The 12445-nt window shown below is 37.5% G+C and carries 14 protein-coding genes; 7 read left to right on the top strand and 7 right to left on the bottom strand.

Annotated elements, in window-relative coordinates; all coding sequences use genetic code 11:
- Nucleotides 1-159: 159 nt before the first annotated feature.
- Entirely contained in the window at nucleotides 160-384 is a 225-nt protein-coding gene (locus ACZ9AO_RS00480) for a helix-turn-helix transcriptional regulator (RefSeq protein ID WP_034312951.1), read from the bottom strand.
- 134 nt (nucleotides 385-518) lie between these two features.
- Between ACZ9AO_RS00480 and ACZ9AO_RS00475 the strand changes: the two genes are divergently transcribed.
- From ACZ9AO_RS00475 to ACZ9AO_RS00465, 3 genes are all read left to right on the top strand, one after another.
- Nucleotides 519-1157, top strand: a complete 639-nt coding sequence (locus tag ACZ9AO_RS00475) for a LexA family protein (RefSeq protein ID WP_048685953.1) — start codon at nucleotides 519-521, stop codon at nucleotides 1155-1157.
- 240 nt (nucleotides 1158-1397) lie between these two features.
- Nucleotides 1398-1553, top strand: a complete 156-nt coding sequence (locus ACZ9AO_RS00470; RefSeq protein WP_476108184.1) for a hypothetical protein — start codon at nucleotides 1398-1400, stop codon at nucleotides 1551-1553.
- Between the two features lie 19 nt (nucleotides 1554-1572).
- On the top strand, nucleotides 1573-1752 hold the full coding sequence (locus ACZ9AO_RS00465) for a hypothetical protein (RefSeq protein ID WP_476108466.1): 180 nt from the start codon (nucleotides 1573-1575) through the stop codon (nucleotides 1750-1752).
- Nucleotides 1753-2287: 535 nt separating this feature from the next.
- On the opposite strand, the gene ACZ9AO_RS00460 is transcribed toward ACZ9AO_RS00465, so the two are convergent.
- Together ACZ9AO_RS00460 and ACZ9AO_RS00455 are read right to left on the bottom strand one after the other, a co-directional pair.
- Nucleotides 2288-2977 (bottom strand): N-acetylmuramoyl-L-alanine amidase family protein, encoded by a 690-nt coding sequence (locus tag ACZ9AO_RS00460; protein WP_476108183.1) that lies wholly within the window; start codon nucleotides 2975-2977, stop codon nucleotides 2288-2290.
- 265 nt (nucleotides 2978-3242) lie between these two features.
- Nucleotides 3243-4022, bottom strand: a complete 780-nt coding sequence (locus ACZ9AO_RS00455) for an alpha/beta fold hydrolase (RefSeq protein WP_476108182.1) — start codon at nucleotides 4020-4022, stop codon at nucleotides 3243-3245.
- A 170-nt stretch (nucleotides 4023-4192) separates the two neighbouring features.
- On the opposite strand from ACZ9AO_RS00455, the gene ACZ9AO_RS00450 reads away from it, so the two are divergent.
- On the top strand, nucleotides 4193-5107 hold the full coding sequence (locus tag ACZ9AO_RS00450; RefSeq protein ID WP_476108181.1) for an aminoglycoside phosphotransferase family protein: 915 nt from the start codon (nucleotides 4193-4195) through the stop codon (nucleotides 5105-5107).
- Nucleotides 5108-5134: 27 nt separating this feature from the next.
- Nucleotides 5135-5554 (top strand): CotD family spore coat protein, encoded by a 420-nt coding sequence (locus ACZ9AO_RS00445; RefSeq protein WP_311294071.1) that lies wholly within the window; start codon nucleotides 5135-5137, stop codon nucleotides 5552-5554.
- Between the two features lie 66 nt (nucleotides 5555-5620).
- On the opposite strand, the gene ACZ9AO_RS00440 is transcribed toward ACZ9AO_RS00445, so the two are convergent.
- Nucleotides 5621-6082: a GNAT family N-acetyltransferase gene (locus tag ACZ9AO_RS00440; RefSeq protein ID WP_476108180.1), complete on the bottom strand. Its 462-nt coding sequence runs from the start codon at nucleotides 6080-6082 to the stop codon at nucleotides 5621-5623.
- Between the two features lie 1739 nt (nucleotides 6083-7821).
- Nucleotides 7822-8952: a DNA polymerase III subunit beta gene (gene dnaN / locus ACZ9AO_RS00435; protein WP_476108179.1), complete on the bottom strand. Its 1131-nt coding sequence runs from the start codon at nucleotides 8950-8952 to the stop codon at nucleotides 7822-7824.
- A gap of 266 nt (nucleotides 8953-9218) precedes the next feature.
- On the opposite strand from dnaN, the gene ACZ9AO_RS00430 reads away from it, so the two are divergent.
- Together ACZ9AO_RS00430 and ACZ9AO_RS00425 are read left to right on the top strand one after the other, a co-directional pair.
- Nucleotides 9219-9548 carry a DMT family transporter gene (locus tag ACZ9AO_RS00430; RefSeq protein ID WP_285856593.1) on the top strand — a complete coding sequence of 110 codons (330 nt, stop codon included), beginning with the start codon at nucleotides 9219-9221 and terminating at the stop codon, nucleotides 9546-9548.
- Between the two features lie 25 nt (nucleotides 9549-9573).
- Nucleotides 9574-9921, top strand: coding sequence for a DMT family transporter (locus ACZ9AO_RS00425; protein WP_048685943.1), 348 nt, complete (start codon nucleotides 9574-9576; stop codon nucleotides 9919-9921).
- 47 nt (nucleotides 9922-9968) lie between these two features.
- Here ACZ9AO_RS00425 and treR read toward each other — a convergent pair whose 3' ends face one another.
- A complete protein-coding gene (treR, locus tag ACZ9AO_RS00420; protein WP_318290798.1) occupies nucleotides 9969-10682 on the bottom strand; it encodes a trehalose operon repressor in 714 nt (237 codons plus the stop codon).
- A 31-nt stretch (nucleotides 10683-10713) separates the two neighbouring features.
- Nucleotides 10714-12384, bottom strand: coding sequence for an alpha,alpha-phosphotrehalase (treC, locus tag ACZ9AO_RS00415; RefSeq protein WP_476108178.1), 1671 nt, complete (start codon nucleotides 12382-12384; stop codon nucleotides 10714-10716).
- Nucleotides 12385-12445: the final 61 nt, after the last annotated feature.

The raw sequence follows: 12445 nt of genomic DNA, 5'->3' as shown, positions 1-12445 counted from the left end.
TCTAATGTCAGCAGCTCCTATTCAACTTCAAAAAAATTAATTTCCCTTTCCTCTTTGTTCCCCTTCTTTCATCGTTACTTGAATCTTATCCTATGGAAGTCAGGATTTTATGGATTCAAATGGCCACTCTGTTGAGGAAATGCTGGTACAATTGAACTTTCAACTACATTTGAAGTGTAGGTCAGGGTCAAAAAAAATGATATCGTCAATCGAGAACCCTACACATTCAGCAAATAAATAAGCCTTATCGATTCGCAAAGGAATCTTATATTGCTCATAGTCAATGTAAGTCCTCTTGGCCATCTTCAGCACTTTAGCCATTTCATCTTGAGTTAATCCTTTATACTTCCTGGCTTGTTTAAGTGTGAACTTAACGCTTGTCATATCTTGTCACCACCTATCTAAAAAAATAATATCACACTTGAAGTATAGTTACCAACAATTTTTCGCAAAATTCACGCACTTTACATTTACTCACTTTCACTCATAGTGTATATTCAAGTAAGAGGTGAAGAAATATGCACATTGGTGAACGGATTAAAATGTTAAGAAAAGAAAGAAAAATGACACAAGAAGATTTGGCAAATGTATTAAAAGTAGCTCCTACGGCAGTATCAGCTTGGGAATCCGGACGGAATAAACCTTTAATGGATAAATTGAGCATGATGTCCACTTGTTTTGAAATACCGCTATCCCACCTCATTGAAGGAGCCCCTATCGTTAGAAATAATCCTGGAATGGAATTCCTAAATGAAAAGAATGTAAGATTAATTGGTGTCTACGGAAATATCCCTGCTGGAGAGCCTAATTTCACCAACGAATATATAGAAGCCTATATGCCGACATTAAATTCGATGCTTAAATCGGATAAAGAATATTTTTTCCTTAGAGTGAATGGCAATAGCATGAATAAAGAATTCAGAGACGGATCATTGATTCTCGTTGAAAAAACTACATACCTTGATAACGGGAAAATTGGAGTGGTCTTGGTAAATGGACACGATGCTACGGTCAAAAAAGTGAGAATCAATGAAGAAAACATCATACTCACTCCCTGCAGCACGGATCCTTTTTATGAAGAAAAAACCTACAACATAAAAAATGATAGAGTCCGTATTTTAGGAAAAGTGGTTCAAGCCATTAAAATATACGATTAATATCCAACTCGAGGGTTTCATACGGAAAGAAAGTAAAATAAATGAATAATGAGCAGCCATACATAGATTCAATGCTTACAGTTTTTATCAACTTAATGCTGTTGCATTTAAGGTACAAGCCATCATGGTTTGTGCTTTTTAGTATTGTTCTTTTATTTGTCTTTACATAAAATCCTTTTAATTTGTGTCAGCCCATAAAAAAAAGGCATACCTTACATTAGTAAAGGAGTGGAATAATTCATGCAAAATTATCCATATGGAAGCCAAGATAACGTATTACCGCCAGGTCATTATGCGTATACGAGCAAGTTTCCGCAAACGATGAAAACTTTATCACCGACTTATACAATTCCCACAGAACCAGTTTTCTTTGACCATCTAATTGAATTTAGGTAAAACGATCAGTATCGTAACAATGAAGGAATCATTAAAAGGAAAACTAACCGGAGTCGCTATTGATCACCTGCAATTATCAATCGGCGATTTAAAATATCATATCCGTTATCCCCAGATTACTTATTTCATTGAGGTAATGTATTTGGAAACTTTAGTAGGGGCCATTTTTAGTATATTTTCCTTTCATGCAAATGAATAAAATTGTTTATATCGAGCAATAAAATTATCATATTTTTATAATGCGGTTCACAACCCCCTATAAGAATCTTATAATTGATGATAAGCATTTGCCTCTGTAGCTCTAGAAGGGAAGAGCGCCGGAAAACATTGTAGCCACCGGGTCGCAAGGTAAGGGTTTCAGAAGCACCGAAAAGCAATTACGCTGAGGCAGGTGGAATTCCTGCCGGTGAAAATCCGTAGGGAAGCGTGTTCTCCCCTAGCCTATGCTTACGAAAGGAGTGCGGGTTCGAATCCCGTCAGAGGCTTACTTCCTGAATAATGCGATTATATATACTCACAGAAAGTGACTCCCAATTGCCCAAGTCCACTTTGGCCTACTGTGTAAATTATTTTCCCCTTGCATTCCTTCCCCTTTTATCGAAGAACCGAATCAGGACGGCAGAATGTACAGTTTTTCATTACATGCATATTCCTGAATCAAAAAGGCCCCTCTCTTTTTGAGAAGGGCTTACTGCGTGGTGTGCTTCTGGAAATTATATATAATTATTAATTATTCATTTCACCCGCAATTTCTGGTTAACCGTAATGGTGTACTGACTGTCAAGACCGTTCCAATCTTTAATTTGCTGAACCGTACTGCCATAAGAATTGCTTAAGGAATATACTGTATCCCCACTAACGACAGTGTGGTATACAGCTGTACTTTTCTTAGTTAGATTGAAGCATTTAACTAAACCGTTTACATGTCCGCGAGCCAGTGATTCGATAAAGGATGACGTTTTCAACTTTGCTGCGTCATTTACATTATCGATAAATCCAATTTCAGTCAGGAGTGCAGGCATGTCCGTTTCACGGAGTACATATAAATCTCCTGTTTTTTGTCCTCTGTCCTGGATGTTGATAAGCTTCATGACCTCTGAATGAATATGATCTTGATACGTTTTCGTTATCTGGTTAGTGGACGTATAAATGTAATCCTCGTACCCAGTTCCGCCGCCGGCATTAATGTGGATGGAGAGAAAAAAGTCAGCTCCCCACGCGTTCGCTGCATTCGTACGATCGTTTAAGGAGGGGTAGGTATCTTGGGTCCTGCTCATTTTCACAGAAACGTTATTATATTCTATCAATAAGATGTCTTTGATTCGAGTTGCAATGGATAAAGTTAAATCCTTCTCTCTCAATCCATTCCCGACCGAGCCTGGATCCGTACCGCCATGACCGGGATCAATAAATACTTTCACCATTTCTATCACCTCTATTAATCTTATGTTACGTATTAACAAATGCTTGTACACATAACTATCGGATTAAAGAAATTCGGCCGTTCTCAAAAAAAAATACACCCCCTAAAGGTGTAGTGGCATTATTTGATGATATTCGCCCAATGGACGGGAATTCTTTGAAAAAGACTTTTTCTATTTTTTCACTTTCGCATCAGGAATTTTTGGAGAATAAGCAATCTATAATCAAAGGAACAAGAAGATTGACAGATATTAAAAAAAGTCAACATTAACACAAATTTATCGGTTTTTGGTTTGTTTTATTTATCGCTTCTGCGCACTCTTTAATTGAGTCAATCACTATAGTCGGTTCTGATAATTGCGGAAAATGTCCACTCTTTTCAGCGACAATGTGTTTACTGTTTCTTGTCAATGAAAGTAATTCCAATTGATTTTCAAGTCGTTTTTTTCGAGCTTCCTCTGGCATCATTCGATTTTCTTGTCCACCAGTAATGACAAATACAGGTATTTCGGGAAATGTATCAGTTTGATGGATTTGATTAATCGTTTTTTCCACAAAGTTTACTTCATTGAATTGTTTATGTGAAGACAAGGAATCAAACACTTTGAACATTTTATTAATGGTTTTTACTGCCTTGCCTTGATATTCATTAAGGCTGATATCTTTCGTGGTACTGGATTCTAAAAAAACAATTCCCGCTACTTCATTTGGGTAAAGGCGAGCATATAAATTAGCATATAGGCCGCCTAGCGAATGTCCAACCAATAAGAATGGAGTTTCAAATCCCACGCTTGTTAATGCTTCACGTAAAGTGTTAACAATATTCAACCCGTCTTGGCTTACCTTAGGTTTATCGCTGCCAGCAACACCAAAACGATTATAGGAAAATACTGATGATGACTCCGAAATTGCCGGCAGTATTTTCATCCAACCCTCTACCGGGCCAGAACCGCCGTTAATCAAAACTATATTTGGTTTGCCGTTTCCACTAATATTATATTGTAGCGTCCCTTTCGTAGTTTCCACCTTATATTTTTCTATTTTCAATGTCAGCACACCTCACTTTGTTTAGATTAATTTACGTGTGTAACAAGCTATTGGTTTCATTTATAAAAATTGCTAAATGGATTCTTTGAATTTTTTACGAAAGCTATAGAAAATGATAATGTGAACTTTCATTCCTAAACATTTTACAGGATTTTAAAAGGAGAGATCGTATGATAAATGAATATGATAAGTTTGAACAATTAGTTAAAAAGTTGGATCAAGGAAACAAGCTAATTCGCGCATGGGAATTAATGGGCGGAATTTCTGCAAATGTGACAGGACTGGAAATACTACAATCGTCAGGGCGTATCGTAAAAATGATCGTTCGTCAGCATGGTGATAATGACTTGAAACGGAATCCAAATATTGCTTCATATGAACACAAGCTCTTAGGGATATTGAAAACTGCCGGTTTGCCTGTACCAATGCCATATTACTTTGAGCAATCCTGCGAGATATTTTCCAAGCCATGCATACTTATCGAGTTTATTGAGGGTAAGTCAGAACTCACCCCCTCAAATCTTAATGATTATATCTTGCAATTGGCAATCAATCTAGCAAAAATCCATCGTGTTAATTGTGCAGATCTATCTTTATCATTCATGCCAAAACTGGAAAATACATATGTCGAAATGTTAAATAATAAAGATAGGGTAATCCTGGACGAAACATTAAATTTGAGCTTGATTAGAGATTTGCTGAAATCCTCCATGCCCCTAACCTCCATGAATAAGGAAGTGATCCTTCATGGTGATTATTGGCCAGGAAATATATTATGGAAAGAGGATAAACTAGTTTCCATAATTGATTGGGAAGACTCAGGTTTAGGGGACCCTTTGACTGACTTTGCCAATAGTCAACTCGAAATTTTATATCATTTTGGAATGCTAGCGATGAATGACTTCACCAATCAATATAAATTCATGATGCCGGAGGTGAATTTTACTAACCTACCCTTCTGGCAATTATTTGCCGCATTACGGTTATCTACATTTCCCGAATGGGGCTTGGAAAAAAGCAAGGAAAATAACTGGCGGAAAAGACACAAGTCATTTGTTCGTGAAGCCATTTACCGAATTCGGTAAATTAATGTTTATTCATTTTTTTTGAAAATGATTGAAGGATCTGATATGCCCGTAATTTTTGATAAAGGCATTTATACCAGTCCCTTTATCATTTATTTTCATAAACTAATAATGACTTTCAAAAAAATCCCAGGAGGTGTTTACATGTATAATAAGCCCTGGGGGCATCCGAAAGGCGGTCAATGTCCACCACAATATTGCCCACCTCACAGAATGCCCACTCAATATAATCCATCTCAAACCTCCCCGACCAAGCAATATGTTAAAACCAATGTCATTAACACTGTTATTCCGGTTTTTCACCCGACACATACAACAACCGTGAATAAACACTTCAACACCTATATACCGCATACCCGAAGTATCGTAAAAGAGTGTTATTCCCAAAGTTTTGTTTGTGGAGTACCTCAACCCCCCAGTTATTCGAGGAGAATGTTAAGATATTAATTAAAAAAACCCCGAATCGGGGTTTTTATTAATTCCTTCAACCTCTTGAATTGAGTTACAAAGGATTTACAACTGTCTGAATGCAAACTCCCTATACTTTTTAAAATTTTGTTTCTTATAAAACTCTTTTGCTGCCATGTTTTCAAACCAATAATCCAGTTCAATTAAATCTATATCATTCTTTTTAGCAATATCATAGACCTCATTCATTAGTTTTTTACCGTAACCTTTATGGGTTTGACCTTCAACGATACTAAGCTGATGCACATATACTGATTTATACTCATTTTTAAAAGCACTTTCAGGATAGTTTTTAATTTCAATCCATGCATAACCAATTGGCACTTCATGTTCTTTTAAAACTAGAAAAACAAAATTATCATTTTCAACCAAATTTTTAAAAGTTTCTTTCATTGTATTATAATTATATTCCTTAAAATACTTAGGATATAGTTTTGCATGCAGATTGTGAACATCTCGATTTAATTTTGCAATTACTTCATGATCACTGGATTGACTTACATACATAATTATCCCCCCTGCCTATACTATATTACAATCAAGCAACGTCCACATTCCAAAAGTACAATCCTAGCCACTATCTGATAAATTTATTCCAAAACATCAGTTCCACCAAACCTACTTTAGTTACTTCAAACGCTTCGCCACCACAAGCTGCTGGCAATGGATCACAGACAACTTGCCTAAATGAAGGAACATTAATTTTATAAAAGCGGATGGAGCTTCTGATGAAACGCTTACGGCTTACCCGAAAGCCAAACTTGTCTGCCGCGGGCTTTCTTAACGCTATCTATGAATTGTACTTATTATTAGGAATCCTATTTTCATAGGATAACGTCAGCCAAGTGAAAAAGGTATCGGAAACGGTTAATGAGCGAAAAAAATATTACGGAGAGAATCTTCTTAATGTCCTTGCATATGTAATAGTTGAATATGTGAGTTCAAGCACGATAAAACACGATCCTTCCTTCTTGAAAGCGGGATAAGGATCATGAGCTGTACAACCTAAAAGCGTGACCCTTTCCTTCCTGCACGGTTTGATTTTGTACATTCGAAATACGTGTTATGAAGGGTTGCTACACTAGAGAACATTGTTTAAACACCAATATGGATGATATTCCGTTGATCTTCACAGTTGGGTATACCTTAAAACGGAGCCATATAATCATGCCGGATTAACCAAAAACTTTTGTTAAGCTTTGATTTAAGGGTCTTTAGTTGAATAAGTAGTAATAAGGGGTCTTCATACAGAAGATCCCTTCAGATTGTGGACAAACTCGATGAAAATCGAGTTTGTCTATTTTTATGGCTTGTACAATTTGGACGTTGATTGGAACGTAGGGCACTCGCTTTCCGCGGGCGGTCGGGGAGCCTCCTCGGCTTTCGCCTGCGGGGTCTCCCCTAGACGCGCTTTTCCCGCAGGAGTCTCGTACCTTCCGTTCCAATCAACTTTGTCTTACCTTTTAGATAGAACACTTTTGCCTAGATTCATTTTTGTTTTAAAATAGAAGTATTAATGAGGATGCTTTCTATACATGATTCTATTCAGCGAGATCAACTTGAAATGATTACTTTAGATCAACTGGGGACACTGAAAAAAAACACGTGAAGCGCAACTGCTTCCGGAAAAACCTCACCTTAATCCCTACTTGCGTTTAGCAGTTGAGCCTTCTCTATCTCAAGATCTAAAAGGAAAAGAATTATTGCCATCGTATATGAAATTTTTGCAGTTGGATGCACATTTCCACTTCTTACGCCAATAAGTGAAAATCCCAGCCAGCCTCATTGCAGCACCAATAGGCGCCCAGTTCTTAGGAAAAAAAATTGGCGGTCAAGGTATCTCTTCTTGGAGCGTTCCTAACTGGACATAGGAGAAATAAATCCTACTAACAAACGAATAGTGAGTATTTTGCTATTGTTGGATCACATGAATATCATATATTCTATCGAGGTATCTCTTAAAATAAATTATGTCTTTACAGAGGTTCTTCAGACTGTCGACAGGTTTTTCCATTCAATGGATGGACGGATGTATTTGGCTAGATGAAAGGTTCTACCTTTACCTTCGAAATCAAGTTGCCGGCCTTACACCAAGAATTAAGACCCTTTTTCCTATCACTTTGAATATAATGGGTCCAGATTTTACAGGATCTCTTTTTCTTGGTGATTGACCGTTACCATATCTTCCACCTGAAGTAATAGGCTGTTGCCGTTCCCCCCGTTATTCGTTTCTTAGGCTTTGTTCCTCAGTATGTTCTCACTGGTGATATAAGATGACGATAGGAGGAATTATCGCTTGGCTCGATTAAGACAGGTCTCATTGGACCGCCAAAACTTAGCTTTACCTCGTTTTCTTTTATCGCTTTTAAGGCATCCAATAAAAAACTTCCATCCAGTGATACACTTAACCCCGCCTCACCTCTGATTGACTTGATGCTTTGCGTTTCTTCTATTTTCCCTAATTCCGATGAATTAGAAGATATCCTTAACTTACTTTTATCTAGGATTTCTATAAGTACATTGTTATTTCTCCAGTCACTTGCAAAAAGGCAGGCCCTATCAATACCCTTTAATAGTGTTTTGGTATCCACGGTGATGATCGTTTTCAACTCTTTTGGCAGCAATTCTGATACATTCGGATAATTACCTTCAATTAGCCTTGAAAAAAGTGAGATATGATTTGTTTGAAAGACAATATAGCTTTCTGTAATGAAAATATGTATGATATCCGCTTCATCATTAAATAACTTGGTTAACTCAATTAGGCTTTTACTTGGAATGATGAAAGACCCAGTCACCTTCGATTCCAACGGAAGTTCTCTTAACGCTAAACGATGGGAATTCGTTGCAACACAAGTAAGCTTGTTTTCCTTGATAGACAAATTGACTCCTGTCAGTAGAGGTCTGGTCTCGTTTTTAGACACGGCAAACGCAGTCTGTTTTATGATTTCCAATAATTCAACACTTGAGATATTAAAATAACCAGCTCCATCTATTTGAGGAAGACTTGGGTATTCCCCGGAATGAAGTCCATTTAGGTTCATGACTATTTCATTTGATTTAATAGTAACTGATCGATTTCCGTTCAGCTTTACATGAATGACATCAGGTAATTTTTTGACGATTTCACTTAAATATTTGGCTGATAAAACAACCGTACCCTTTTCAAAAACCTCCAATCCTGATACACCATCAATCGTTAAAGGAATGGTCTTTTCAATGACAATATCGGAATTACTACCAAGAAGGGTTAAGCAATCGTCATTAGCCACTATCTTTATTCCTGATAAAATGGGTATTGCCGTTTTTATGGAAACGGCATGGCTGACATCTGAAATCGCCTTATTGAAGCATTCTTTGTTTATTAAAAATTCCATGAAATCCGTCACTCCTATTTAATCGTTAAAGGAATCTTTCGACAAAATCCCTGTTCAACCCTCTTTTTATGTTGCTATCAGGTTGGAGGAAGCGGCTTATTTTATCACTTTCAGTCTAATATTGAGCGTAACTGGATATTTTCTTCCATGACAGAAAATATGTAACTGAATATAGGTTGGATGGGTTTAATATGAGTCCTTTAGATGTTAAGATTCTTGAGGGAAGAGATTGAAAAATAGTAATCAATATTTAGGAGGAGTTCATCTTGAATCCTTATTCATTTTTGGCAATTGCCATCCTAAGTGAAGTGTTTGGCAGTTCGATGTTAAAAGTATCAAACGGGTTTAAAAGGTTATTCCCTTCCATTGGTGTGGTTATTGGGATGGGTTTGGCTTTTTATTGCCTATCGTTATCTCTAATAACCATCCCGCTTGGAACGGCTTATGCCATTTGGTCGGGAATAGGCACAGCTTTAACTGCTTTAGTGGGAGTTATCATTTATAAAGAAAGCTTTAACCTGAAAAAATTTTTAGGTTTAGTCCTGATCATTGGCGGAGTGGTTGTATTGAAACTCTCTAGTGAAGGCACTTCTTAACAATTTAGTAATCGGAGGTAACAATATGAAAGGATACATAGCTTTAGGAATTTCAATCATAAGCGAAGTATTTGGTACGACCATGCTTAAGCTGTCTGAAGGCTTCACTCATTTATTCGCTACATTTGGGGTTATGATAGGATTTGGTATAGCATTTTATAGTTTATCTGTATGTCTTAAAACAATTCCGTTAAGCTTAGCATACGCCATTTGGTCAGGAATAGGCACAGCTTTAACAGCATTGATTGGCGTGCTTTTATGGAATGAGCCATTTAGTATCACTACATTAGGCGGCTTAGTATTAATAATTGGCGGAGTGGTTTTACTAAATGCTTCTCATACCTCCAAACAAGCGGAAGGAGAATCAAACTAAGTTTGACTCTCCTCCTCTCCCCGCTCATTCAAAAATATTAGTAGACTTCACCAAGTTCTCCGTGCAAAGTCCGTGAACTTGAATTTATCGGGTCTATGCCTGGATTCGCTATATTGAAACAAGCTTCCATCGATTAAATGGACCGTACTTTTCACAACTGCCACCATATCGAAGTCTTCAATGTCCAATAATTGTTTATCTTCTTCACTGCATGGCTCCACGGTAATTTCCTTATTTGAAAAACCAATCTGGAGCCCAAGTTCCTTTTCGATATATCCATAAATCGAATCCTCACAAATTTCCTTTGTCAGGTTGTTTACGAACTCGCTTTTGAAATAGTCTTTGTCCAGTATGATTTTCTTCCCATTGATTTGCCGAATCCGGAAAACCTTCCATACTTTACCATCATCAGTTAAGTCTAGAAGCTTGGCCATATTTGAGTCGGGGGTCTCAAGCTCCAACTTATGAATGATCGTTTTGGAATGCAAATTCAACTTTTCCACCATTTCTTTATAGGAAATCAACCCTGCTACAGGAAAATTAAATTTGCTGAAGTCCAAGACAAATGAACCCTTGCCTTTGATTTTATGGATATATCCATTTTGTTCAAGCAACTGTAAGGACTTTCTCACAGTATCCCTGGATATGTCATACTCTTCCATGAAGCTGCTTTCGGAAGGAAGCTTTGAATTTGTCGGAAAGATTCCTTCTTCAATTTTTGAAACGATATCACCATATAGCGATAGATATTTGCTGTTCATTTCATCACCACAATATATTTTTCTTAGTCTGCTACTCGTCCTTTTTCAACAAATAGACAACCGATTCATAGGGACGGAGGATAAAATCACCTACAAGTTCTTTCGAATCGATATAGTTTGAGAGCAGGAGCTCCGGGTTGTACCCGGATAGGTCAATATCCTTTGGAATTTCGAAGGAAGCTTCTTTTGCATAAAAGTTATTGATGACCAAAAGTTTCTCGTTTTCATAACTGCGTATATAAGCGAACAAAGCGTCATGGTCGCCAAGAATTTCCTGATAGTCCCCATATGCAATGATATCATGTTTCTTGCGTAAGAATATAAGTTTTTGGTAATGATGAAAAATGGAATCCTGATCCATCAGTGCGTGTTCAGCGTTGATGTTCTTAGCATGATCAGGCACCGCAATCCATGGCGTCCCTTTTGTAAAGCCTGCATGCTCCGTATTTTCCCACTGCATGGGAGTTCGCGAGTTATCACGGGATTTAGCTTGAAGGATTTCAATAATTTCCTTTTCATCCTTGCCTGCCTCTTTTAAAATATTATAATAATTAATCGATTCCACATCCCGGTATTGTCCAATATCATTGAACTTCGGGTTGGTCATCCCTATTTCCTCCCCTTGATAAATATAAGGGGTTCCCCTAAGCATATGAATGGCTGTTGCCAGCATCTTGGCAGATTCGTTATGATACTCTTGATCATTCCCGAACCTGGATACAATCCTCGGCTGGTCATGATTGCACCAGAACAGGGCATTCCACCCATTTCCTTCTTGCATCCCATATTGCCAGCTGCTTAAGATTTCCTTTAACTGCCTGAAGTCAAAATCTGCAAGTGACCACTTTTCCCCGTCCTTATAATCCACCTTTAAATGATGGAAACTGAATACCATGGACAACTCCTTTTCAACAGGAGATGAATATTTGATGCAATGGTCAATGGTCGTCGATGACATTTCCCCTACTGTCAGCACCTCATCATCCTTCCCGAAAGTTTCTTCATTCATCTCTTTGAGGAATTGGTGAATCTTGGGACCGTCTGTATAAAAACATCGTCCATCTCCAGCTTTGTCATTTTCATAGATGTCAGGTTTCGAAATAAGATTGATGACATCCAAACGGAATCCTTTGACACCTTTATCCATCCAGAAGTTTACTACATTGAAAATCTCCTGCCTTACTCTGGGATTTTCCCAGTTTAGATCAGCTTGTGTCCGATCGAACAAGTGAAGGAAGTATTCATCATGTTCCGCTACATATTCCCATGCAGGGCCCCCGAATTTCGAAATCCAATTGGTAGGGGGCTCTCCATCTTTCGATTTCTTGAAAATATAATAGTCCTTATATTCTTTATATCCAGCCAATGCTTTTTGGAACCATTCATGCTCTGTTGATGTATGGTTGAATACCATATCAAGCATGATTTGGATATCCCGCGAATTCGCTTCTTTCACCAGTCTTTCGAAATCATCCATCGTCCCAAAAACAGGATCAATGGATGTATAATCGGCTACATCATATCCATTATCATTTTGCGGTGAACGATAAAAAGGAGTCAGCCAAATATAATCCACTCCCAGTTTATTCAGATAATCAAGTTTTTCAATAACACCATTTATGTCCCCGATGCCGTCACCGTTCGAATCCTTAAATGATTTAGGATAAATTTGATAGATGGTACTTTTTTTAAAATCCTTCATTGTAATTCCTCCTCTTCGATCCCCGATGTATCTTTCGTAAGTATCGTAAAAAAGAGGGAGA

The organism is Peribacillus sp. TE19612 (genome assembly GCF_056279465.1).
Note: the sequence above shows the minus strand (reverse complement) of the source record. Positions and strands in the feature narration are given on the sequence as shown.